Origin of the sequence: Bosea vestrisii (assembly GCF_030144325.1) — a bacterium.
GTDB lineage: Bacteria > Pseudomonadota > Alphaproteobacteria > Rhizobiales > Beijerinckiaceae > Allobosea > Allobosea vestrisii_A.
Genome location: NZ_CP126307.1, coordinates 2,909,619 through 2,934,926, shown reverse-complemented (window position 1 = coordinate 2,934,926; position 25,308 = coordinate 2,909,619). Strand labels below are relative to the sequence as shown.

The following is a 25,308-nucleotide window of genomic DNA, read 5'->3' as shown; positions in this document are numbered from 1 at the left end:
ATCGTTTCGTTCTTTCCGTTCGGCCAATAACAAACCACGCTGCCATCCTCAGTTAAAAGATAGGCACACAAGCCCGCACGCTGCGTTCGGTCGATCGCTCTGCGATGGAATTGCTCAAGTCTCTCTTCGATGATGCGGCCCACATTACGCTCCCATGTTCTGTTGAAGCGTTAGAGAGACGCAATCTGGCCCAAGGTATGTGGCGCGGATCACAGAACGAAACGCGCGGGCCCTCGCGCTCGATACCGTCCGCTACATAGCCGTGGGGCTAGGCGCAGTGAGCCTCGATAAACGCGAGACGCTCCGGCCCTGACGATCATTCGCCGAAGCTAAGAAATAAGCCCGTTGCGGCGGCAGCCCCCGCAACCGCCGGATCATTCAACGCCTGACCCGTCGTCGTCGGCAGGCTTTCCGATCGACCACACTCCCACAATCGGCCTCGCCGCAACGCTGAATCGACTGTGTGCGGCACCTCACAGACGAGATGCCCCTTGAGCCGCCACAACGCTGCATCACCGCCCGAGGAGGCGGCGAATAAAGCAATGGAGCGGCACCATGTATGCGCTGAAAGGCGATTTTCTTTCCGACATCGACAGCCTGGCCGACATGCTGCGGCCTCGCACCAAGTCGGTGCTCGACCGGCTGGTCGGACGCATGGCGGTCGGGCAGATCTTCGGAGAGCAGTTTCTCTATGAGGTCCATGGCCCCTTCGTCCCGCCTCATCGCAAGCCTGCCCGGCGCCCGCTGACGACCAGGCTGATCGAGGCGCTGTCGGGACGGCTGCGCAGGATCGCCCTTGGGGCGCAGATGCGCCACGCGGCAAGCGCATTGTCGGGCCTCGACGACAGGATGCTGAAGGATATCGGCCTCACCCGATCGGAGATCGAGTTCAGCGTTCGGCGCATCGATCCGCGGCCGTGACCACCCACCCCACGGCGCGAGGCCCACCGAAGCGCCATGCCCCACCCGTTCATCCGAGCCTAGCGAGCGAACCTCACAGGGAGAAACATCCAATGTCCAACATGCTTCAAGCCGCTGCCCCGCAGAAGATCGACCACGAGGCGATCAAGCTCCGCCAGCATGGCGCCTGGTCGTCCGGCGACTACGCCATCGTCGGAACGACCCTGCAAATCGTCGGCGAGCGCCTATGCGAGGCGCTTGATCTGCGCAGCGGCCAAGCCGTGCTCGATGTCGCCGCCGGAAACGGCAATGCCAGTCTCGCAGCGGCTCGCCGCTGGTGCAACGTCACCAGCACGGACTATGTCGCGGCCTTGCTCGAGCGCGGCCGCGAGCGCGCCGCGGCCGAGCGGCTCGACATCTCCTTCCGCGAAGCCGATGCCGAGGCGTTGCCTTTCGCGGATGGCCATTTCGACGCAGTCATGTCGACCTTCGGGGTGATGTTCACGCCCGACCAGGAGCGCGCGGCCGCAGAGCTGCTGCGGGTCTGCAGACATGGCGGCAAGATCGGCCTGGCCAACTGGACGCCGGACGGCTTCATCGGCCATCTCCTCAAAACGATTGGGAAATATGTCCCGCCGGCACCCGGACTGCGTTCGCCCGCGTTTTGGGGCAACGAGGAGCGCTTGGCCGAGCTGTTCGGTTCGGCCGGCGCATCGATCCAGACGACGCGGCGCGACTTCGTCTTCCGTTATCGCTCGCCGGAGCACTGGCTCCAAGTCTTCAGCAGCTACTATGGACCGGTGCTCAAGGTCTTTGGGGCGCTGGACCAGCCTGCCAAGGCGGCGTTGACACGGGATCTGATGGCGCTGGTCGAACAGTTCAATCGATCGGGCGATGCAACCGTTGTGGTGCCGAGCAGCTATCTCGAGGTCGTCGTCACGCGAGGGCTGAATTGAGTTCGGCCGCCTCGGTCCGCGCCTGCGCCGGGGCGGCTGCTTCAACCACACGCTAGCGCGTCTTTCGCATCGACTAGGCCAGGCCGCCCGAACTGAGGATCCACGACCTTCGTGGCTCCTCGGATCGGCCCCCCGCGGACTGGTTCAACGACACGGCTCATCCGGCATGATATAATGTCATCTGTGCAGGTTCGGCGCTTTCCGACCTGCACAGATCTCGGTCGGAAGGGGAACGGCCGTGCGTTTCATGCCCTGCTCCTTGCGCCAGGCTGTTCCAACGACGCGGCGCGAGATCATTGCTCTGCTCGGCGCGATGGCGGCATCGACGGTCTCGGCCCGTGCGCAGCAGAAGACCACGCCGGTCATCGGCTATCTCGGCTCGGAATCGCCCGAGCCTTATGGCAGTCGCCTCGCCGCCTTTGTCGAGGGCCTCGCCGAAGCCGGATATGTCGACGGCCGCAACGTCACGATCGATTTTCGCTGGGCTGAAGGCCAGTACAGCCGATTGCCGGCGCTGGCGATGGATCTTGCGGATCGTCAGGTCACCGTCATGGTCGCGCCCGGTGGTGCGGAAGTCGCGCTCGCCGCACGATCCGCGACCAAGACGATCCCGATTGTCTTCGAGTTGGGGGCGATCCGGTCGCGCTGGGCCTGGTCGCCAGCCTGTCCCGGCCAGGCGGCAATCTCACCGGCGTAAGCAGTCTCAGCGTGGAAGTCTCGCTGAAACGGCTGGAGTTCATGAGCGATTTGTTTCCGGCCGCCAAGACCTTTGCCGTCGCCATCAACCCGATGAGCCCGACCTCGGCTTCGCAATCGAGAAACCTGCAGGCCGCCGCGAACAGTCTCGGACTGGAACTCCGCATCTTCAAGGCCAGCAGCGAGCCGGAACTGGATGCCGTGTTCGCGGCCGTATCCCAGATGCAGCCACCCGGGCTGGTCTTCACGTCCGACCCCTATTTCGCCTATCGAAGCCGGCGTCTCGCCGAGTTGGCGATCCGCTACAATGTGCCCGCCATCACCCAGGCTCGGGATTTCCCGAACGCTGGCGGCCTGATGAGCTATGGCGGCGACTTCCGGCAGTCGCACCGCCATACCGGGATCTATGCCGGCCGGATCATCAGGGGTGAGAAGCCCTCCGATCTGCCGGTCCAGCGCGTGACGAAGGTTGAGCTGTTCGTCAATCTGAAGGCGGCCGGGCAACTCGGACTGACCATGCCGCCCTCGCTTCTGAGCAGTGCAGACGTGGTGATCGAATAACTTGGCCGGAAAGCCGGCGCATGAGCTGTCAAGGTGACCCAATCGCCATCCGCTCCACGGAGCTCGCTCTTCGCGAAGTATTTCATCGCGCTGTTCGCGGCGGTCGTCGTGCCCCTTCTCGTTGCCGGTGGCAGCGAAGCTTGGTTTGGCCAGCGCGACCAGAAGGCCAGGCTGAACGACCTTCTCGAAGCGGAAGCCCGATCCGCCGCTGCGAAAATTCAGGACTTCCTGGACGGAATCCGCGATCAACTGGCGTGGACCGTTCAGCTGCCATGGTCTGACGGCGCGGACGAAAGGCGCAGGCTCGACGCCTTTCGCCTTTTGCGCCAGGTACCTGCCGTCGTCAGCCTGACCCTTGTCGACGCCACCGGCCGAGAGCGCCTGTTCGTATCGCGCATGGGGCTCAACAAGATCGAGGGCGGCGCGGACCACTCGGCCAGTCCGGCGTTCATGAGCGTCCGCGCGGGCGGCGCTTGGTACGGCCCCGTTTCCTTTCATGCCGGCTCCGAACCCTTCTTGACCATTGCCGTTGCCGGCACTCGCACGGGGGTCGGCGTGGCAGTCGCCGAGGTCAATCTCAAACTGATCTGGGACGTCATATCAGCGATCCGGGTCGGGAGAACCGGAGGGGCGTTCGTTCTCGATCAACCAGGACGCCTCGTCGCTCATCCCGACATTAGCCTCGTCCTACGAGCCGACCAAATATCAGTACGGCCGCTCCAAGCTCTTAGAGCGCGCATTACGGCGCAAAGCGGCCAGGCAACCGCAGGACGCGACATCGGCGGACATATGGTTCTCGCCGCGATGGCGCAGATACCCGGTGTCGACTGGAGCGTCGTCGTCAAGCAGCCAGTCGCCGAGGCGTTCGAGCCGATTTACGCGGCCCTTTGGCGTACGGGTGCTTTGCTCATCGTGGGTTCCGGCCTCGCGGCGGCGCTCGCCTACTGGCTCACCCAGCGCATGATCGAACCGATCCGCATTCTGGAAGACGGCGTGGGGCGGATCGGCGCTGGGCAATTCGATCACCGGATCGATATCGTCACAGGCGACGAATTCGAGCGGCTGGCGACACGCTTCAACGAGATGGCGGGCGATCTGGCAGTGTCGCAGGAGCGCTCGGAGCGGATCGGCCGGCTGAAGCGGTTTCTCGCGCCGCAGGTGGCCGAACTGGTCGACCGGTCTGGCGACGACAGCGTGCTCGACGGTCGGCGCATCGAGGTGGTCGTCGTTTTCGGCGATTTGCGCGGTTTCACCGCCTTCTCGGCGCGCACCGAGCCCGAAATTGTCATGAGTTTCCTCGGTGAATACTACGACGCTCTGGACAGGGTGGTGATCGACCACGGGGCCACGCTGACGCATTTTTCAGGCGATGGGATGATGGTCCTGATCAATGCCCCCGTGTCCCGTCCAGATCCGGCTGTGTGCGCCGTCAATATGGCGCGGGACATGCAGAAGACCGTCCAGTCCCTTTTGCGCGATCGACAGATGCTGGACCACCGACTTGGCTTTGGGGTCGGGCTCGCGATGGGGCCTGCGACGGTTGGGCGTATCGGCTCGGAAGGCCGGCTCGAATACACCGCGATTGGAACCGTTGTGAATCTCGCCTCGCGCCTGTGCGCTAGCGCAGGCAATGCCGAAGTCCTGGTCGATCTGGTCGCCGCGGAGGCCGTCGACGGGCGAGCGCCTCTCGTTGAATTGGATGCGCGCGTTCTGAAGGGGTTCGACCAACCCGTTCGGGTTTTCGCCGCTGACATGAGGGCAGCTGGATAAGCGCTCGAGTCAAGCTGCCGCAGTGCTTCCACTGCTAGGCGACATCGACTTTTGCCAGGCGCCGCAAATCGTCGATATCCTGGATCAGCAGTCGCCCTCGCCCTAAGGAAATGACGCCGGTGCGCTTCCAGGACTGGAGGTGGCGGTTGACTGTTTCGCGCGTCACGCCGGTGAGAGATGCCAGTTCCTCCTGGGACGCGCGGACATCCGTGCCGTAGTCGGCGGCGAGCACCAGAATGCGTCGTGCAAGCCGAATTGCAGGAGGCAGAAATGTCGTCTCTTCCAAGCGGCCTATGACATCGCGCAGCCGAGCGCAGAGGAGAGCGATCAGTTGCAGCGCGATCGGCGGCTCGCGATTCAGCAAGCTCAGGAATTCGCGGCGCGGCAGGAAAAACATCTCGGTGTCTTCCATCGCCACTGCATCGGCAGTGCGAGACTGGCCGTCAAGCAAGGTGATCTCACCGAAGACGTCGCCGCCACCCAGAACGTTCATCGTCATCTGCTGGCCAAGGCCATCCATTGTGCCGATGCGGATCAGGCCACGTCGAATGGCATAAAGCCCGTCACCGGGATCGCCCTTGAGGAACAAAATCTCCCGCGTGGCCAGATGCCGCTGCCTGCAGACCGCCGCGATTTTCTCGAGCGCGTCCTGTTCGAAACCCGCAAAGAACGGGTTCGCAGTCAGAATACTCACGATGCGATGAGAGACATCATTCATCGAAAGCCTTCAGAATTTGGATCGGGCCGCCGCAGCTTCAACAGACTGGGGCGGCGCAGAAGCCAAGGCGGTAGGCCACCGTATCCGTTTGCGACCAGCGCGGCCGATCGCAAGCGGAGCAAGACAATGCCGAATGGCTTGCTCTGTCACAACACGTTCTTGTGGCTATTAATTCCCAAACTGCTGCCGGACCGTGCACGCACCGCGTAGAGAAATGTCATCCAAATGGGCCTTGCTCCGATATCCTCCCAATTGGACGTCGGTCAGCACGGCGACGTCCATCGGACGGGGCGAGATTCAGCATCGCGACATCAATGATCCTCGCCTCGAACAAGGATTTTGCCCTCGGTAAGGATTTTGATCGCGGCGCCGAAAAGAAGGACCGCTTGGAGAGCGGCCCGTCGGTTCGAAATGTAAATAAATTGCCCGGAAAAGGCTCCTTAGGGACGGCTTTTTACAAAATCTCTATTTCAACGATGCGCCGTCTCTATCTGTTTTGTCTATCGTTATTCTTTTTTGGTCTAAATTTTCTGTTTAACACGCAATACATACATTTTGTAAATTCAAGCATGGCAAGCTGCGCAATGCTTTCGCAGCTAGGGCGACTGATCTGGCATATTCGGTCGGTATCTATCAGCTGGCTCCCACGCTACTCCGGCAATGGCCGTCAGGACCGTGCCACGCAGGCAAGCGTGGCCGAGCCGGATCGTCCAGCGCGATAATCGTGTCCTACGCAGACTGAATCCGAGCGAGCACACGACCTGTGACCGCGAGGTGCCTATCACCGCGGTTCATGATCGATACCGCGACGGCCTCGCCGTCCTCACAGCCCAAGATGAGCCTGTGACAAAACAGGGTGTCGTCGAATATCGTCGTGTCGAAGAGAAGGTGGCCGGCAAGACGGTCGTCGTTGTTGCCCGCAAACTCGTAGGAAACTTCAGCCCGGCGCCCATTGCGCAGGTACAGATAGCCATTTCCGGTAATCATAGCGTGTCTCCGCTCGACGGAGTCAGGAAGCGCCGCACGCGGTCATGTCAAGAAGCGGTATGGAGACAACGGCCTCGCCATCAGACACTTTTCTCCACCGAATGTCGATGCCAAAAAGGCCCGGCCCCGCGCGCGCGACCGGGACGATCCGAATTATGCGGAAAATCCCTGGCTCTTATGGGTCGACATGCTCGGGCATCTCCTTGAGCTGGTCCTTGGCCCAGCTCGTAACGGCATGCACATCGCCATCTTCGTGTCGCATGAACTCAAGCTGATCGAGAGCCACCGACACGGGCTTTGCGCCGATCCCGAGGAAGCCACCGACATCTACAACAACCTCGGTCGCCGACCCGGCGCCGTGGATGTGAGAGACCGAGCCGATTTTCTCGTCGCCTGGTCCATAGATCGTAGCCCCCTCGAGGACGCCGGCGGTGAGTTCGGTAGCGGAGAGACGCGCGTGCTTCGAATGGTCCATGGTTTTCCTCCTCGTTTCCCAGAGCGGAATGAACGAGTGGCGACAACAGCTGTTCCGTGCCGCGATCGGATGAAAAAGCCCCGCGGCGGGTGCCAGCGGGGCGAGTTTGGTCACCGGTACTTTGAGCAAAACCGTAACGCGCGATGACGCAGCCAGTTGCGCGGCCGAGCCAGTCAGGTTCTGACCGACTTGGACTCAAGACAGTTCTTGAATCGAAGGAAAATCGAAAGAACGACCAGGAATTTGATTTCGTAGAAGCATTTTTGAAAGCCGGCATCGATCGGCCGAGCTGCTCGGTTCAAAAGTCCGCCCTGATCGATATCCGCCCCCCACCAAATGAGCCGGTTCCCAGGCGGGCGGTGCGTATCACCGCAACACCATGCCCGTGACAAGCGTCATATTGAGCGCGATCAGCACAACCGCTATCGCGCCGGCTAGCCCCGTCTGCCAGAGCGGCGGTGCGAGAACCCCCATCTTCTTGCGTGAAGCTGTCAGCAACACCAGGGGCGTGACAGCGAACGGCAATTGCAGGGCCAATACGACCTGGCTCAAGATCAGGAGGTCCGTGGCGCGGGTGTTGCCGTAAAACTGCAGCACGATCACTGCCGGCAGAATGGCGACGAGGCGGGTTACCAGGCGCCGCAGCCATGTCGGCAAGCGGATCTCGATGAAGCCCTCCATCACGATCTGCCCGGCCATGGTCGCCGTCACGCTGGCATTAATGCCGCAGCACAGGAGCGCGATCGCAAAGAGTGTCGGCGCAGTTGCGCTGTTCAGAAGCGGCGTAAGGATCTTGTAGGCCTGCTCCAGCTCGGCCACTTGGGTCTGGCCGGCGGAGTGGAATATCGCCGCGGCGACGATGAGCAGCGAGGCATTGACGAGAAAGGCGAAGAGCAAGGCAGCGCTGGAATCGATCGTCGCGAAGCGAAGCGCCTCGCGGAGGTCGCGCTCCTCACGGCCATAGGCGCGGGTCTGGACGATGCCCGAATGTAGATAAAGGTTATGCGGCATGACGGTTGCGCCGATGATGCCGAGCGCCAGATAAAGCATATCGGGGTCGGTCAAGATCAGGCGGCTCGGGGCAAAGCCACCTAGCACTCCGCGCCAGTCCGGATTCGCCATCGCCAGTTGGATGGCGAAGGAAATGGCAATCACGCCGAGCATTGTGATGATGAAAGCCTCGATCCAGCGAATGCCCTTGTTCTGTAGCCAAAGCACGACGAAAACATCGAGCGCGGTCAGTACCACGCCGACCTCGATCGGCAGGCCGAAGAGCAGATTGAGCGCGATCGCTGTTCCAAGCACCTCGGCGAGGTCGGTCGCACAAATCGCGAGTTCCGCCAGCACCCAAAGAGGCACGCTTATCCAATGCGGATAGGCGTCCCGGCAGGCCTGCGCAAGATCGCGGCCAGTCGCAATCGCGAGCCTGGCGCAGAGCGCTTGCAGGACGATCGCCATAACGTTCGAAAGCAAGGCGACGAAAAGAAGCGCATAGCCGAAGCGGGATCCTCCGGCGACGGCGGTCGCCCAGTTCCCAGGGTCCATATAGCCTACGGCAACAAGGTATCCCGGCCCCAGAAAGGCGAGGAACCTTCGCCACGATGTCGCTCCGGGGGCCAACGGCACCGAGGCAAAGGCCTCGACAAGCGAAGGTTCGCGCGGGGCGCGTTGCCAACCGATTTTTCTCGGCTGATGGCCAATATTCGCCGTCATGAATCCGTCGGTCTCGGCGTTGCGGCAGGGAAAGATAGCGCAACAATAACAGCCTATGTCAGACCCGAAGATTCGCAAGTTGAATTCTTATTACTCTGGGGTAGATAGTGGCAATAAAGAGGTAATTCGTGGTGCGAAGCTGTCTAATTTTGATAGCTATTCAATCATTCATCATGGTGTTTACAGTTTCTCATAAATGCGGCATCATAAATGAAATCTAAAAAATGAGGGGAAGATGGGGAAGATATCGATCGCGGTTGTCGATGACCACCCACTCTTAATGGAAGGTCTCGTGGCCCTCATGCAACGCAATGTCGGGTTTTCATTGGCTGCAGCCGGCTCAGATGCGAACGATATCTATTCTATTACAGAAAAATACCGACCTGACGCGATGATAGTCGACCTTAACATGCCGGGGGACGCATTTCTGGCGATTAGGGACGCTACAAAAACAGCGCCTGACATGAAGATTGTCGTATTTACGGCCTCGACGAACACTGACCATGCCGTTCAAGCTCTCGAGGCGGGCGCCAAAGGCTATGTCTTGAAAGGCAGCAGCGCCGATGACCTGATCAAGGCCATCGAGATGACGTGTCGGGGCGAGATTTACATTACTCCCTGCTTTGCCGCAAAAGTGATCAGCGCCTTGCACGGTAAAGCGCTGGACAGACAGGCAGCGCAGAGCGCGAAGCTCAGCGTTCGGGAGGATCAGATCGTCAGGCTGCTTTTGTGCGGCAAGCAGAACCGAGAAATTGCCAGCGCCTTATCCCTCAGCGAGAAGACCGTGAAGGGCTATATGACGCTTCTCATGCAGAAGCTGAAGGCACGCAACAGGTTGGAAGTGGTGATCGCAGCACAGCGGCTCAATCCCGCAGCTTTCGAGGGCATGCGCGTTTCGCCGCGGCCGCAGAAGTCGATATAAGCCGGTATCAGGAACGCACCGGTAGAGTCGCTCGAACTTCGGTCCCGCCGTTGACCAGCCGCGCGATGGTCAGGCTGCCCCGGAGTGCCCTGACGCGGCTGTCCATGCCTTGCAGCCCGAGCTTCGCGCTGCGCGCGGGATGGTGGCGCTGCAACGTCGGCGCCATGCCGATATCGGTAACCACGATCTCCAGCATCTTGCCGTTGAGCCGCGCGGACACCCGCTGCCCTTGGCCTCCCGCATGTTTGAAGGAATTGTTGAGGGCCTCCTGAACCACGCGATAAGCGCAGACCCGGATGGCGCGCGAGACGCGCTCGGGTAAATCCTCGAGATCGCGCAGGACCATGGTTCCGGTCTGATGTTCGTGCCGCGTGATCGCCAGGTCGATCGTCTCCATCGGGGACAAATTCTCGACCTCCGGAAGCACCAGCCCAGCGGAGAGATTACGCAGATCTGCAAGCGTTTGCTGGATCAGCGGCTCCAGATCCTTCCGCACAATGCCCAGTTCGTCAGGTTGAGTTGCATTCGCCTTTGCATTCGGCAGTTTGAGCATCATCAGGCTGAGCACCTGGATAGGCCCGTCATGGATATCCGCCCCAATACTGGCGAGATATGTCTCGTTCAAGATCGTCGCATTGAGCCGAGCGCGGTCTGCCGCGCGTCGCAGGACGTTGTTTCGCTTTGCCAATTCGGCCGCGCGGGCAAAATTGGATTCCAGCAACTCTTGTTGATCACCAATGGTTTTTCCGGTTTTACTCACGATTATACGTAAAAGTACAATAATTATAATTGAAACATTGAATATCAGGAACCAGGTACCGTATTTGACGCTATTAATCTCACTTCTCAGAAATTTATCATACTCATAGAATTCGCCGATAGCTATTATGTTATTCGAATTCATTTTGTATATAGGAGCGTAAATTTCAATCAGTCTCGGAGTAATTTTAAGCGACTTGAGTTCTGAAATATGGTCGTCCGTATCATCATCAACAACGACTTGCCCGTCTTTAATGCGATCGATGTAGCCGCTATGAAGCTTTTCATGTGAATCTGAATTGTTAGTGCTGTATATAAGATTTCCGTCGAGGTCCCAGATCTTTATAATCGCAACCCGATTGCCAAGGCGGGTATTGGACAACAGATTTTGGATCTCGGTTTGGCTCTCTGCGGGCAGTATCCGGGAATTTTCGAGCGTCTGGACATGATGCGCCAGAAAGCCCTCGAGATAGAGAGCGCCTGTCTCCGCCATGCCCTGAATCCAACCGACGCGGATTCGCTTTTCGACCCAGTAACCCAACGTCACCATCGATAACACGATGGCGAGGGTGGCAGTGAGCAAGAATTTGCGCTCCAAGCTGAGGGCGCGCCAAGGCTTCACAAATGGGCTCAGCACCGCCAGCCAGCGCGCAAGCTTTTGAAGACTGGAGACCGCTTGCCCGCGTCCTTCTACGGTCACCGGGTTTTTTTCGAGCTTTCCATCAGTAGGCTTGCCCATCCCTGATCCATTTTGTGGCCGTACCTGACAATCACTCACCCAGCGAATGTGGGACGAAATCTACAACAAATCGGAATGAAATGGCGACATGCGGACGACAGCATTGATGCCGTTTGCCCGGCAGAGACCTGACATGGCGTCGTAATCATGTTTCGGGGCGCGATTTATTGCGATTGCGATTGTGATTTCGCAGCGCAACATGACGTGTTGTCGAACTTACCGATCTTCGCATCGTGCCGAAAAAGGTCGCCTGGGAATACGGACCAAAGTCTCACTCTTTGGCTGGACCTTCCGATCTATGAACAAACGCGCCCCAGTACAATGATCCTCGCTGAGATCATGAGCGTCGCATTGCGATCTATTCGTTCTGCTCCGAGCCAATCGGGGCTTAGTTCGAGCAAAAAGCAGCGTTGATGCCCTGTTAAAACGCAGATCACGCGAAGTTGCGCTTGGTGTTCATAACATTGGGGGTAAGTACCATGGTAACCTATATCAAGAGCGATCTGGACTTCATCCTTAAGCAGATCAAGATCGCCGAGGCTGACGCTGCGTTCCGGCAGGGCATCTCGACCGGCGATCCGGGCAACCCGGCAAAGCCGCTTTTTGGACCTGGTGGCTCGATCCCGACCTACAACCTTTCCTGGGGGCTTCGCACCGTCGACGGCTCCTACAACCACCTGCTTCCCGGACAGGAAAAGTGGGGTGCCTCCGATACGCCGTTCAACGAGCTGATGAATCCGACCTTCCGCACGGTCACCGTGATGATGGACCCTGATGGTCCGGGAGGACCGGCACCCACCATGCCAGTCTCCATGCCCTATACGCCGGGCAATGACGTGGATGGACCGGGCACCTTTGCCAACCCGGGCGATGTCATCGACCCCACTTTGCGAGTGATCAGCAACCTGCTCGTCGACCAGACCCTTGCCAATCCGGCCGCCATCCTGACGGCGCTGCAGAATGCCGGTGTCGACGATCCCGGCATGGTGATCACAGGCCAGATTGCGGCGCTCTATGTGCCGCTCAAGCCGCTCTTCAAGATTTACGAGCAAGCCGCACGGACCGAGGCCTCCGCTGCGGCCGCCGCCGCCGCAAGCCCCGACAATGTCCCCCTGCAGGACGCCGCCGCGGCGGCAAGGCTGGCGCTCGATGCCGCCTGGGCGGGTATCGAGGCTGCCGCCGGGCCTGAACCGGGCAATGGCCTCTTCCCGCTACTGGCGGCAAACGGCATCACGCTCGACGGGATCAACGTCCATATTCCCAATTTTGCGCCGGACGAGGGCCTGTCGGCCCCCTTCAACTCCTGGTTCACCCTGTTCGGCCAGTTCTTCGATCATGGCCTTGATCTCGTGAACAAGGGCGGCAGCGGCACTGTGATGATTCCGCTCAGCCCCGATGATCCGCTCTATGTCGAAGGGAGCAACACCAATTTTATGGTGCTGACCCGTGCAACCGTCGGACCTGGCCCCGACGGCATCATGGTCGACAATCCCAGTACCACAATCGACGAGAGCGCGGACAATGTCCGCCCCGTCAACACCACCACCTCCTATGTCGACCAGAACCAGACCTACACGTCGCACCCCTCGCACCAGGTCTTCCTGCGCCAATATGCAGCGACCGCCGGCGGCCCGGTTTCGACCGGCAATCTGATCGAGGGTGCAAATGGCGGTATGGCCACCTGGGGCGAGGTGAAGGCTCAGGCTGCGACCCTGCTCGGCATCCAATTGACCGACAACGATGTCGGTAAGGTGCCCCTGCTGCGCACCGACCCCTATGGGAATTTCATTCCCGGCGACAACGGCTATCCGCAGATCATCTACGGCATTGGCCCCGACGGCATCCCGAACACCGACGACGACCTTGTCGTCGAGGGCTATCCTGCCAATCCGGTCGATCCATCCAACCTGTTTGGCGTCGTCGCCCCGGCGATTCCGACCGAGGCGATCCGCACCAACCATGCCTTCCTGGCCGACATCGCCCACAACGCGGTGCCGACCGGCCTTGCCGACGGCGACATCACCATCGGCCTCGGCAATCCCGACAACGGGCCGGCGGAAGACGGGTCTTATGACGACGAACTGCTCGATGCTCACTTCGTGGCCGGCGATGGCCGCGCCAATGAAAACATCGGCCTGACCGCCGTCCACCACGTGTTCCATGCCGAGCACAACCGCCTTGCCGAACACACCAAGGCGACGGTACTCGAGACCAGGGATCTGGCCTTCATCAATGAATGGCTCGTGGTCGATATCACTCAAGCGCAGCTGAATGCCCTGCCGGCGACACTGCCGACCAACGCCGTGGCCCTTAAGGCCCTGCTCGACAGCTTCACCTGGGATGGCGAACGCATCTTTCAGGCGGCCAAGTTCGGCACCGAAATGCAATACCAGCACCTGGTGTTCGAAGAATTCGCCCGAAAGGTCCAGCCCAACATCAACGTGTTCCTGGTGCCCGATGGCTTCGACACCATGATGGACCCGACGATCTTCGCCGAGTTCGCGCATGTGGTGTATCGCTTCGGCCACTCCATGCTGACCGAGTCGATCGACCAGTTCGACCCGAACTTCAATCCCAACCACATCAGCCTGATCCAGGGCTTCCTCAATCCCACGGCCTTTACCAGCACCGATGGCGTCGACGACGGCATTGCAGCGGGTGCGTCATCCGCGGCATGACCCGCCAGGTCGGCAACGAGATCGACGAGTTCGTCACCAGCGCGCTGCGCAACAACCTGCTCGGCCTGCCGCTCGATCTTGCCACCATCAACCTCGCCCGTGGCCGTGACGTCGGCGTGCCCTCGCTCAATGAAGCGCGCCGCACCTTCTTCGAGATGACCAACCAGGATGCCCTCCTGACGCCCTATACGAGCTGGATTGACTTTGCGGGCAACCTCAAGCACGAAGCCTCGATCATCAACTTCGTGGCGGCCTACGGCACGCATTCGCTGATCACCGGCGAAGCGACGGCCGAAGGCAAGCGCGCCGCCGCGATGACACTGATCTTCGGCACGCCCTTCGGCAAATTCGCCGCTGATCCGACCTTCGTCATGCCGACCGATGCGGAGGCATTCCTCAACGGCACCGGCATCTATGCCGCGAACCTGGGCGGCCTGGAGAATATCGATCTCTGGATCGGCGGCCTTGCCGAAAAGATCATGCCATTCGGCGGCATGCTCGGCGCCACCTTCAACTTCGTCTTCGAAGCGCAGATGGAACTGCTGCAGAGCGGGGACCGTTTCTACTACCTGCAGCGCCTCGATGGCCTGCATCTCTTCGGCGAAATGGAGAACAATTCCTTCGCCGCCATGATGATGCGCAATACCGACGCGACGCACCTGCCGTCCGACGTGTTCTCGACGCCCGGCCTCATCCTCGAGATCGACCAGCGCCGGCAGTACAATCCGGGCCTGGGTGAAAGCGGGGGCGCCGACGGCATTGTCGAAGACAATCCTCTGACGACCGATGTCGACGAGAGCGCCGACAATCTGGGCATTGACCCGACCGGTACCGGCATCCTGACCCAACTGGTCGTCCGCAACAATCCGGCGACGGCAGGGACTGACACCAACTATCTCAAATACAATGGCAGCGACCACGTCGTGCTCGGCGGAACCGATCCGGGCAATACGTTCAATCCCTCGGGCAATGACGTCCTGATTGCCGGCATCGGCGACGATACCGTCTATGGCGACGGCGGCAACGACATCATCGAAGGCGGTTTCGGCAACGACATCCTCAATGGTGGTGACGGCGACGACATCATCAAGGACATGGGCGGCGACGACAACATCAAGGCCGGCAAGGGCAATGACGTCGTGCATGCCGGCCCGGGCCTCGACCTCGTCATGGGCAATGAGGGCCAGGACTTCATCTTCCTCGGCACCGACATGGGCTCGGAAGTGTTCGCCGGCACCGGCAACGACTTCATCTATGGCAACCGCAATGCCGAACGCATTCTCGGCAACGAGGGTGACGACTGGATCGAAACCGGCACCTTCGACGGCGCCCCCGGCGACAATTTCGACGAGATCTTCGCCCATGACAGCGTCGACGGACACGACGTGTTCCTCGGCGATGGCGGCTTCGACGAATTCATCGGCGAAGGCGGCGACGACATCATGGTGGGCAGCACCGGCCGCGGCAAAATGGCCGGCATGTCGGGCTATGACTGGGCGACCTACAAGGACAGCACTTTCGGCGTCAATGCCGACCTGTCGCGGCCCATTATCTTCGACGAAGCCCCGACGCTGCCGGCGAATGCCGCCCTCGATGAATATGCATCCATGGAAGGTTTGTCGGGCTCGAAATTCAACGACGTGCTCGGCGGCTCCAATGCCCTGGGCTCGGAACGCCTGCCCTTCGACCCCAATGCCCCTGACGGAACGACCGGCCAGGAAGGCTATCGGGGCAGCCAGTTGACCAAGGAAAGCCTGGCGCTGATCGCCGGCCTTGCCGAAGTCCTGGGTCTCACTCCTGCCCAGGTCACCGCAATGGCGGCTGGCACCGTTGTCTTCAATGCCGGCGACATCATCCTCGGCGGCGACGGCAGCGACATCATCCAGGGCAATGCCGGCGATGACATCATCGACGGCGACAAGTGGCTTGACGTGCAGATCGCCGTCTATGCGACCACCGAGCGGACCGGCACGCCGATCGCCTATCACAACAGCATGACGACGCTGGCCGCGAGCATGTTCAACGGCTCGATCAATCCCGGCCAACTCGGCATCGTCCGTACGATCAAGACGGACACGACGAGCGGCGACGTGGACATCGCGCGGTTCCAGGGCGCCCGCGGCGAATATGCCTTCTCAGCCACGGCGGATGGGCAGATCGTCGTTTCGCATGCCGTCGAAGACTCGCTCGATGGCACCGACAAGCTGCGCAACATCGAAAAGGTGGAATTCGCCGGCGGCGGCGCGCTCAACATCATCGTGGGCACGCCCTATAGCGACAATGGCCTTGCCCCGCAGGGTGCGGCTCCGCTCAACCAGCCCGTGCTCAACGGAACGGCGGCCGACGACCTGATCCTCGGCCTTGCCGGTTCCGACGTTCTCAACGGCAATGGCGGCAATGATATCCTGGTGGGCGGCGCCGATGGCGCGGTCGCTGCCGTGACGACCGTGACCTTTCAGGACAACTTCAATTCCAGCCAGTTCAACAACTCCAACGGCACCACAGCCTGGACGTCGAGCTGGGTGGAAGCCAACGATGGCAACCTGCCCAATGGCAGCCCGACCGCTGGCCAGATTCGACTGGACGATGGCCAGGACGCCCTGCGGTTCAATGCCGGGGACGGCGCCCAGATCCAGCGTACCGTCAATCTCGCCAATGCGACTGAGTCGACGCTCTCCTACACGGTCGCTCGCAACAACCTTGATGGTGGGGCCGACAATGACGCCGTCACCGTCTACTTCTCGCGCAACGGTACCGACTTCGTCCTGGTCGACACCATCAACAGCACGTCATCCCTGACAGCGCGCAATATCGACCTCACTCTCTTTGGCACGGGCCCGTTCACGGCAAACGCGGCGATCCGCTTTGAGGTCAACACGCTGGAGGCCACCGAGTTTGTTTCGATCGACAACCTCGCCATCACCCGCACCACTGTCGGCAGCGGTGCGGTTGCCGGCGACACGCTCAATGGTGGCCTGGGCAACGACACCTATTCGTTCGGCCTCGGTGACGGCAATGACGTCATCAACGAAGCCGGCGGCGTGGGCGCAGGCACGGCAGACAAGATCTCGATCCTTGCGCCCGGCACTGGCTTTGACATCGATGGCCTGCCAATCCTGACCATCAATGCGCTCAATGCTTTCGACAGCAATACGGGCACCGCGAACGGCAATCTGGTGATCAACTACACGCTGCCTACCGGAACGCAGCAGTCCATCACCGTGAATGGCCACCATAGCGGCACCACTGCGGAGACGGGCATCGAGCTCATCAACTTCAATGGCGCATTCTTCAATGGCTACCAGCTGCTCGGCGACTATGCCGTCAGCCGGGCAGATCCGACCGGCGGGACGCGCACCGTCAGCCTCGCGGCCTCCACCGCCAATAATTTCATCGCCGGCGAGGACGGGGACAATGACGCCATTACCGGCGGTCTCGGCAATGACCTGATCTTCGGCGGCGGCGACAATGACGATCTCGTCGGCGGCCTCGGCGACGACCTCCTCGTCGGCGGCGCGGGCAATGACGACCTCGATGCCCGCGATACCGGCGATCCGGATGTTCTCGACCTCGTCGGGGCGGGCGGCGGCGACACGCTCGTCGGCGGCCTCGGCAATGACACCTATGGCGTCGACGACCTGCTCGACGTGGTGGTGGAAGCTGCCGGGGAAGGTACGGATACGGTCGAAACCTTCATGGCCGAACTGTCCCTGGCGGCCATGGCCAATGTCGAAAACCTCGTCTATCGGGGCGGCGATGCCGACGTCTTTGTCGGTACCGGCAATGCCGGCAACAATGACATCACCGGCGGCGACCTTAACGATACGCTGAGCGGGCTCGGCGGCATCGACATCCTCCGGGGTGGCCTCGGTGCCGACACCATGATCGGCGGCGAGGGCAATGACACCTATGTCGTCGACGATGTCGGCGACGTGGTCAATGAGGGCACTGGCCTGCCGGCCGATGTCGATACCGTCCAGTCCTCGATCAGCTACACGCTGTCGGCGGGCCTTGAAAACTTGACGCTTACGGGTGGCGACGCCATCAACGGCACGGGCAATGCTGCCATCAACGTCCTTGTCGGCAATGGTTCGGCCAACCAGCTCTTTGGCGGTGCCAACAACGACACGCTGACCGGCAATGACGGCAATGACGTGCTCGACGGCGGCGACGGCAACGACACGCTCAATGGCGGCGACGACAATGACACGATCATCGGTGGCGCCGGCAACGACACCATCGATGTGGGTGGCGGGGTCAATACCATCGTCTACAACGCTACCAATTTCGGCAATGACACGATCGCCAGCTTCGATGCGGCCGGCGGCACTCCCGCTACCCAGGACCGCATCGACCTCAGCGGTCTGGGCGTAACGGCACTGACCTTTGCCAACCGGGTGTTTGAATCGACGGTCGCCGGCAACACCGTCATCACCATCCGTGAAAATGGTGCTGCTTCCGCGATACAGGGCACGATCACGCTCAATGGCATCACCAACGCCAATGTCGATCAGTCGGACTTCACGCTCGCCGCAGCGGCTCCGGCCAACTTCGGCACCCCCACGGCCGCCGCAAACATTATCACTGGCAATGCGGCAGCCAATACCATCAGTGGCCTCGGCGGCAACGACACCCTGAGCGGTGCCGGCGGCGACGACGTCATCAATGGTGATGAAGGAGCCGATACGCTCAATGGCGGGGACGGCAACGACACGCTCTCGGGCGGTGTCTCGGCGACGACCGGCAGCATGGTCGATAACTTCGGTACCGTTTCCTACACCAACAATAATGGCAACTTCGCCTTTGCCGCTGGTTGGGACGAAACCGGCGACAATGACGCGGCCGGCAGCGGCGATATCCTCATCACCGGCGGTCGACTGACATTTGCCGCGGGCACCGACAACAACGACACCATCCAGCGGGCGATCAACCTCAACGGCGCAACCGCACCGACGCTCTCCTTCGACTACCAGTCGATCGGTCTGGATGCCGGCGAGACGGTCACCGTCCAGGCGTTGAACGGCACGAACTGGGAAACGCTTGGGATGGCCCTGGGCGGCACCGGCACCAACACTTTCTCGGCGCCTCTCAACCCGGCCCATACGGCGATCCGCTTTGTCTCGGCAGGTGGGTTCGAAGCCGGCGAGAGTTTCCACATCGACAATCTGGTGGTGGCGCTCGGTCCCAATAGCGGGGTCGATACCATCAACGGTGATGCCGGCGACGACACCGTCGTCTGGAACGCCAATGCGGCGGCGCCGACCGATGGCAAGGATGTGGTCAATGGCGGCACCGAAGGGGCGGCCGGCGATACCTTCTCGATCGTGGGCAATGCCTCGGCCGAAACCTACCGCATCTACACGAAGGCCGCATTCGCGGCGCTCAATCCGGCAGCGGTGCTGCTGGCGGCCACCGAGATCGTCGTTACCCGCAACGGCACCGATGCCGCTTCGGTGATCGCCGAACTCAGCGAGATCGAAGAAATCCGGATCAACGGCACCGATCCTTCGGGGTCTGCCGGAGGCGCCGGCAACGACAACTTCGAGATCATCGGCGACTTCTCGACCACGAGCCTGCGCCTCAACACGATCACGATCGACGGCAATGCCGGCGACGACACGATCGACATCTCGGCCTTGTCTTCGGCCCATCGCATCGTGTTCCGCTCAAACGGCGGCAACGACACCATCATCGGCGCGCTGCGTCCGGAGGATGTGATCGAGCTGCCAAACGGCGCGACGCTGGCAGACTACGAGAGCACGACCGATGCGAACGGCGTCACCACGCTGACCAACGGCGAGAGCAGCATCACTTACACGACCGTCGGCGACAGTCCGCAGGTCGGTGAGGACGACGAGGATGACGACGACGAGGACGACCACGACCACCATGATGATTGCGACGATGACGACGACGACGAGGCGGGCACGCCGGCTCCCACGCCGACGGGTGGCAGCAACGTCCGGGTCGGGACGGCCTCGGGCGATGTCCTGCTCGGCACGAGCGGCGGCGACAGCATCATCGGCCTGGCCGGTGACGATGTCCTCGTCGGCGAAGCCGGGGACGATGCGATCTCCGGCGGCGATGGCGCCGATTTCGTCGAGGGAGGCGCGGGTCGCGATACGGTCCATGGCGGCTCGGGCGACGACCATGTCTTCGCCGGAGCGGATAACGACCTGATCCATGGCGAGGCTGGAGCCGACCGTCTCTTCGGCCAGGGCGGCAACGACGTCATCAATGCCGGAGCAGGCGATGACGCTGCCTTCGGCGGGGCCGGCAACGACCTGTTCGTCGGCGAGGTGGGCGACGGCAACGATACCTACTACGGCGACGAGATCGACGGCGGCAACGGTGTCGACACGCTCGACCTGTCGGCGATCAGCGCCAATCTGACGGTGGATCTCGGCAACGGCATGTTGGGGCGCGGCAGCGCCGTTAGCAGCCCGAGCGGCAGTGACACGCTGTGGCACATCGAGAACGTCGCGACCGGCTCCGGGAACGACACGATCACCGCAGGTCACGCGGTGAACGTGATGGAGGGCGGCGCCGGCGATGACGTCTTCCGCTTCTCCGATGTCGAGAGCGCGGATGGCGATACCATCCTCGACTTCCAACCCGGAGACCTCGTCGATCTGTCCGGCATCGATGCTAATGGTGCAGTGGCGGGCAACCAGAACTTCACGCTCTTCAATGGGTCCGCCTTCACTGCGGCGGCACAATTGATGGTGTCCTATGAGGAGCGGGACGGCGTCGCCTACACGATCGTGAGCGGCAATGTCAGCGGCGACGCGGCGGAGGAGTTCCGCATCGAGCTGAAGGGCAGCCACAACCTGACCGCAAACAACTTCGTCTTGTGAATGCGAACGAAGGCCGGCGGGCGGGCCGCGTGGTCCGCCCGCCTTCTCCACTTTCCGTCACCGCTAAGATCAAGGGCGCGCCGCCATGGCCTCCTCTGCCCGTCTCACCGAAGCCCGCAAACGCGACGGAGCCGTGCTGACCCGGGATTTCCGCCAGGTCGCACTGTTCCTGTTCCTGATCTCCGGCTTGATCAACATCCTCGCGCTGACCGGCTCGTTCTATATGCTGCAGGTCTATGACCGCGCGTTGACCAGCGGCAGTATCCAGACGCTCGCCGCCCTCTCCGTGCTCGCAATCGGCCTGTATCTATTCCAGGGCGGCTTCGACATTGTCCGGTCGCAGGTCCTGATCCGGATCGGCGCGCGCCTCGATAAGGATATCGCGCCGCTCGCCCATCGCGTCGCGCTCGATATGCCGCGTTTCGGCTTCTCCAGCACGGAGGCACTCGAGCGCGGCCGCGACGTCGACACGGTGCGCGGCTTTCTCGGCAGCCAAGGGCCGGCGACCCTGTTCGACCTGCCCTGGATCCCGCTCTATCTGGCCTTCGTGTATTTCCTGCATCCTTGGCTGGGCGCGTTGACATTGGCCGGCGCCGTGGTGCTGACCCTGCTGACGCTCCTGAGCGAGATTCTGGCGCGGAGGCTGAGCAACAGCTCGCGCCAGGCTGCGATCGCCCGCAATGCGATGGCCGAGACCCATGCCCGCAACGCCGAGGTCGTGCGGGCCATGGGCTTCTCCGGCCGCGCGGTGGCACGCTTCGACCGTTTGAATCGCGAGCATCTGGCGCTGCAGACCAGTTCCAGCGATCTCGGCGGGACCTTCGGAGCGGTCGCGCGCGTCCTGCGCATGATCCTGCAATCGGCGACCCTCGGCCTCGGCGCCTTCCTCACCATAAAGGGCGAGCTTTCCGCGGGCGCGATCATCGCCGCGTCGGTCGCCTCTGCGCGGGCGCTCGCGCCAGTGGATCAGGCGATCGGCAACTGGAAATCCTTCGTCGCCGCGCGCCTCGCCTTCGGGCGGCTGGGCGAGACCGTGGTGGCGCTGAGCAAGGCGGTCGAGCCGATGGAGCTGCCCGCACCGCACCGATCCCTCGGGGTCGATCGCATCACGGTCGCCGCGCCGGGATCCGGCCAGGTGCTGCTGAGCGAGGTCAGTTTCGAGCTGACCGCGGGCAAGGCACTTGGCATCATCGGCCTCAGCGGCGGCGGCAAGACCACCCTGGTTCGCGCGCTCACCGGCATCTGGCCGTGCCTGCGCGGCTCGGTTCGGCTCGACGGCGCGAATCTGGAGCAGTGGCCCGAGGATGCGATTGGCCGCCATTTCGGCTATCTGCCGCAGGAGGTGAGCCTGCTCGACGCAAGCATCGGCGATAACATCTCGCGGCTTGCGCCCGATCTCGACCCGGCGGCCATCGTGGCCGCAGCGACCGCAGCCGGCATCCACGACATGATCGTGAAGCTGCCGGAAGGGTATCAGACGCAGCTCGGCCCGCAGGGCACCGCGCTTTCGGCCGGCCAGCGCCAGCGCATTGGCCTGGCCCGCGCGCTCTACGGCAATCCCTTCCTGGTCGTGCTGGACGAGCCGAACTCCAATCTCGACAGTGAGGGCGAGGCAGCCCTGACGAGGGCGATAGAAGGCATCAAGGCGCGCGGCGGCATAGCGATCATCGTCGCCCACCGGCCGAGCGCACTGGTCGCGGTCGATCTCCTCGGCGTCGTGCAGGGCGGCAAGCTTACCGGCTTCGGTCCCAGGGACACCATCCTCAACCCCGTGCAGAGGCAGCCCGCACCCGGCGGGACCGATGTTCCGGTCGAACCACGCCTGCCCGCCGCCAGCGAGATCGATGCGGGCGCCGGCTCGCTCAGGAGAGTGACAGCATGATCGAGGTCAAGGCGCTCAAGCCCGCTCAGAACTCCGCACCCTCGGCCGAGGAGATTTACCGGAAGGCGCAGGAAGAGCCCGCGCCGTCACGCTGGCCGGCCGCTCTCGTGGTGATCGTTCTGGCGGTCGCCGCCTATCTGCGCTCGCTGACCTCGACACAGGCCGAACCGGAGCCAGGCCCGGTTGACAGTGGGGCCGCGCCCCAGCCGGTCGGTGAGGTGGAGCCGCAGGGCGACCTGGACGAAACCGGTTCGATTCCCGAGGAGAAGAACGAACCCGGCTCGGGCGCGGCGAGCGATCCGGTGCCGGGGCTGGCGGATTTCCTCGGCATCGACTCGCCGCCGATCGACTATGAGCAGCTGCCCCTGCAGCCCTTCGTGCGCGAAACTATCGCATTCGGCATGGACCGGGTCAGCAACGACAACCGTTTTACCGCGGAGGGCTCGCAGACGATCGGTGGCGCGCGCGTGTCGAGCAGCCCCCATCTTGTCCCGATCGAGGGGGCGGGGCGCGGCCGCCGGTCGTCGTGGCGCCTTTCAACCCGGTGATCGTCGTTCCCAAACCGCATGATCCTCCTGACGGGCTCGATCCCGATCCGGTTGGACCGCAGGATCCGACGGCCCGTAACAGATCCCCACGCCTGGCGAGATCGGTCCAGCTTGGCGAGATCGGTGCCTGTCAGACGATGCTACTGACAGCGGCGGGGTTGCTTGTGGGCGCGTCGGATGCCGACGCCGATCCGCTGACGGTCCGCAACCTGCAGGTGTCGTCGGGCACGATCGAACTGGCCGAAGGCGGTTGGCAATACCGGCCGGCCGCCGGATATTACGGCCCCGTCTCCGTGAGCTACGGCGTGACCGATGGCATCGCGACCGTCTCGCAAGTCGCGTTGCTCCGGGTGGTCGAAGTCCTGGAGCTGAACGGCACCGCCGGCGACGACGTGCTCACCGGCACGGACTGCGCCGACCTGATCAGGGCCGGCGATGGGAACGACACCGTCGATGCGCGGGCCGGCAACGACATCGTGCATGGCGGCGCGGGCGACGACCACATCATAGCGGGTGCCGGCAACGATATCGTCTACGCCGGCGCCGGTAACGACGTCGTCTATGGCGGCACCGGCATGGACGTCCTTTTCGGTGGCGCCGGCAATGACCGCCTTTACGGCGAGGACGGCGACGACCGCCTGTTCGGCGAAGCTGGCGACGACCTTCTCGTCGGCGGCCTGGGGAACGACGAACTCTCGGGCGGCGACGGCAACGACACGATCCTCGGCGAGGCCGGCGACGATGCAATCGACGGCGGTGCCGGCGACAACGAGCTGCATGGCGGCCCGGGCAACGACCATATCCGCAGCGGCCCTGGCGACAACATTATCTCCGGCGGTCCCGGCGACGACATCATCGCGACCGGCGATGGCGACGGCGAGATCGACGGTGGATCGGGCGATAACATCATCTCTGTCGGGAACGGCCTGAACCGCGTCAGTGCCGCTGATGGCAACAATACGGTACTTGGCGGCGCCGGCGTCGAACTTGTTCAACTCGGCGCCGGACGCGATGTCATGCGGCTCGGCGGGGGCGACGACGTCGCGAGGGCGGGTGCCGGAGCCGACCTTCTGTTCGGCGAGGAGGGCGACGATACCCTCTTCGGCGAGGCGGGGGACGATCGTCTGGACGGGGGCGACGGTGACGACACGCTTTCGGGCGGGGCTGGTGACGACGTTCTCGTCGGTCGTCGGGGCGACGACCTCGTCGATGCCGGGGATGGCGACGACCTGGCCGATGGCGGCGAAGGCAACGACACCTTGCTCGCCGGTGCCGGCAACGACGAGGCCCGGGGCGGCGATGGCGATGATGTCATCGATGCCGGCACGGGCGACGACGAGATCGATGCAGGGGACGGGGACGATGTCGTCAAAGCCGGGGAAGGCGACGACGCGGTCGACGCTGGCGAGGGGGATGACGTCGTGTTCGCCGGATCCGGCGACGATAAGGTCGAGGGCGGCGATGGCGACGACGTTGTCCACGCCACGGAGGGCGATGACATCGTCGACGGCGGGAAGGGGAACGATATCCTCGATGGAGGAGTGGGCCGCGATACGGTCAGAGCGGGATCGGGCAACGATATCGTGATTGCATCACCGGATCAGCAAGACGATTGCCTCGATGGCGATGAGGGGCATGACACCCTCGATCTGTCCCAGACGAGCGATGGCGTAACCGTCGACCTGACGGAGAACAGGGCCGTGGGCATCGAGATCGGGGAGGACACGGTTCTCGATTTCGAAGCCCTGATTGGCGGCGAGGGAAACGATCACTTCATCGTGGGCTCGAAGGGCGCGACGGTGACGGGCGGCAAGGGCGAGGACCGGTTCGAGTTCGACGTGTCTGCTCCCGCCAATAACGACCTGATCCACCAGATCCTCGATCTTGAGGAGGGCGACCGCATCATCGTCAAGCACTATCAGGTCCATTCCGACGCCGAGGCCGGCGGCACCGAGATCGATCCGTTCAACGAAACCTATAACGGCACCGACGAGGACCGACGCCCGTTCCGCTTCCGCATCGAAAAGGTCGGGGAGGACGACAGGACCTTTGTCGATGTCTTCGTCGCGCAGCAGGACGAGAAGGATTTCTCGATCGAAATCTATGGTGCTCACAAATTGTATTATTACTGATCTGGCGTGGTGTGG

General features: G+C 62.2%; 17 protein-coding genes and 1 pseudogene. 13 read left to right on the top strand and 5 right to left on the bottom strand.

What is annotated here, in order from left to right; all coding sequences use genetic code 11:
• Positions 1-555 precede the first annotated feature (555 nt).
• From QO058_RS14530 to QO058_RS14515, 5 genes are all read left to right on the top strand, one after another.
• Positions 556-921 carry a DUF1127 domain-containing protein gene (locus QO058_RS14530; protein ID WP_284172782.1) on the top strand — a complete coding sequence of 122 codons (366 nt, stop codon included), beginning with the start codon at positions 556-558 and terminating at the stop codon, positions 919-921.
• A 92-nt stretch (positions 922-1,013) separates the two neighbouring features.
• Positions 1,014-1,856 carry a class I SAM-dependent methyltransferase gene (locus QO058_RS14525; protein WP_284172781.1) on the top strand — a complete coding sequence of 281 codons (843 nt, stop codon included), beginning with the start codon at positions 1,014-1,016 and terminating at the stop codon, positions 1,854-1,856.
• A gap of 247 nt (positions 1,857-2,103) precedes the next feature.
• Complete coding sequence (locus tag QO058_RS31435) at positions 2,104-2,553, top strand: ABC transporter substrate binding protein (protein WP_432212065.1); 450 nt, start codon at positions 2,104-2,106, stop codon at positions 2,551-2,553.
• The gene (locus tag QO058_RS14520) at positions 2,448-3,113 is read left to right on the top strand and encodes an ABC transporter substrate-binding protein (RefSeq protein ID WP_432212064.1); all 666 of its coding nucleotides are present in this window, start codon (positions 2,448-2,450) and stop codon (positions 3,111-3,113) included. Before QO058_RS31435 ends, QO058_RS14520 begins: the two co-directional genes overlap by 106 nt.
• A 33-nt stretch (positions 3,114-3,146) precedes the next feature.
• Positions 3,147-4,883 (top strand): cache domain-containing protein, encoded by a 1,737-nt coding sequence (locus QO058_RS14515; protein WP_284172780.1) that lies wholly within the window; start codon positions 3,147-3,149, stop codon positions 4,881-4,883.
• Positions 4,884-4,917: 34 nt separating this feature from the next.
• On the opposite strand, the gene QO058_RS14510 is transcribed toward QO058_RS14515, so the two are convergent.
• A complete protein-coding gene (locus QO058_RS14510; protein WP_284172779.1) occupies positions 4,918-5,601 on the bottom strand; it encodes a Crp/Fnr family transcriptional regulator in 684 nt (227 codons plus the stop codon).
• Positions 5,602-5,915: 314 nt separating this feature from the next.
• Between QO058_RS14510 and QO058_RS14505 the strand changes: the two genes are divergently transcribed.
• Complete coding sequence (locus QO058_RS14505; protein WP_284172778.1) at positions 5,916-6,323, top strand: hypothetical protein; 408 nt, start codon at positions 5,916-5,918, stop codon at positions 6,321-6,323.
• 7 nt (positions 6,324-6,330) lie between these two features.
• Here QO058_RS14505 and QO058_RS14500 read toward each other — a convergent pair whose 3' ends face one another.
• The 3 genes from QO058_RS14500 to QO058_RS14490 all read right to left on the bottom strand — a co-directional run bounded on the left by QO058_RS14500 (position 6,331) and on the right by QO058_RS14490 (position 8,776).
• Positions 6,331-6,588 carry a hypothetical protein gene (locus QO058_RS14500; RefSeq protein ID WP_284172777.1) on the bottom strand — a complete coding sequence of 86 codons (258 nt, stop codon included), beginning with the start codon at positions 6,586-6,588 and terminating at the stop codon, positions 6,331-6,333.
• A gap of 175 nt (positions 6,589-6,763) precedes the next feature.
• Complete coding sequence (locus tag QO058_RS14495) at positions 6,764-7,063, bottom strand: PRC-barrel domain-containing protein (RefSeq protein WP_284172776.1); 300 nt, start codon at positions 7,061-7,063, stop codon at positions 6,764-6,766.
• A gap of 366 nt (positions 7,064-7,429) precedes the next feature.
• Positions 7,430-8,776 carry an Nramp family divalent metal transporter gene (locus tag QO058_RS14490; protein ID WP_284172775.1) on the bottom strand — a complete coding sequence of 449 codons (1,347 nt, stop codon included), beginning with the start codon at positions 8,774-8,776 and terminating at the stop codon, positions 7,430-7,432.
• Positions 8,777-9,011: 235 nt separating this feature from the next.
• On the opposite strand from QO058_RS14490, the gene QO058_RS14485 reads away from it, so the two are divergent.
• The gene (locus tag QO058_RS14485) at positions 9,012-9,698 is read left to right on the top strand and encodes a response regulator (RefSeq protein WP_284172774.1); all 687 of its coding nucleotides are present in this window, start codon (positions 9,012-9,014) and stop codon (positions 9,696-9,698) included.
• 7 nt (positions 9,699-9,705) lie between these two features.
• Here the strand turns inward: QO058_RS14485 and QO058_RS14480 are convergent, their stop codons facing one another.
• Positions 9,706-11,196, bottom strand: coding sequence for a sensor histidine kinase (locus tag QO058_RS14480; RefSeq protein ID WP_284172773.1), 1,491 nt, complete (start codon positions 11,194-11,196; stop codon positions 9,706-9,708).
• A 479-nt stretch (positions 11,197-11,675) separates the two neighbouring features.
• Between QO058_RS14480 and QO058_RS14475 the strand changes: the two genes are divergently transcribed.
• The 6 genes and pseudogenes from QO058_RS14475 to QO058_RS14455 all read left to right on the top strand — a co-directional run bounded on the left by QO058_RS14475 (position 11,676) and on the right by QO058_RS14455 (position 25,293).
• Positions 11,676-13,874, top strand: a complete 2,199-nt coding sequence (locus QO058_RS14475; protein WP_284172772.1) for a peroxidase family protein — start codon at positions 11,676-11,678, stop codon at positions 13,872-13,874.
• A pseudogene (locus QO058_RS31430) lies at positions 13,871-15,025 on the top strand (peroxidase family protein); the annotation flags it as partial. The gene QO058_RS14475 and the pseudogene QO058_RS31430, both read left to right, overlap by 4 nt.
• A gap of 72 nt (positions 15,026-15,097) precedes the next feature.
• Positions 15,098-20,731: a beta strand repeat-containing protein gene (locus QO058_RS14470; protein WP_284172771.1), complete on the top strand. Its 5,634-nt coding sequence runs from the start codon at positions 15,098-15,100 to the stop codon at positions 20,729-20,731.
• A gap of 85 nt (positions 20,732-20,816) precedes the next feature.
• A complete protein-coding gene (locus QO058_RS14465; protein ID WP_284172770.1) occupies positions 20,817-22,613 on the top strand; it encodes a type I secretion system permease/ATPase in 1,797 nt (598 codons plus the stop codon).
• Positions 22,610-23,161, top strand: a complete 552-nt coding sequence (locus QO058_RS14460) for a hypothetical protein (protein WP_284172769.1) — start codon at positions 22,610-22,612, stop codon at positions 23,159-23,161. Before QO058_RS14465 ends, QO058_RS14460 begins: the two co-directional genes overlap by 4 nt.
• Complete coding sequence (locus QO058_RS14455; protein WP_284172768.1) at positions 23,140-25,293, top strand: calcium-binding protein; 2,154 nt, start codon at positions 23,140-23,142, stop codon at positions 25,291-25,293. The genes QO058_RS14460 and QO058_RS14455 overlap by 22 nt, the downstream gene beginning before the upstream one ends.
• The last annotated feature ends 15 nt before the right edge of the window (positions 25,294-25,308 follow it).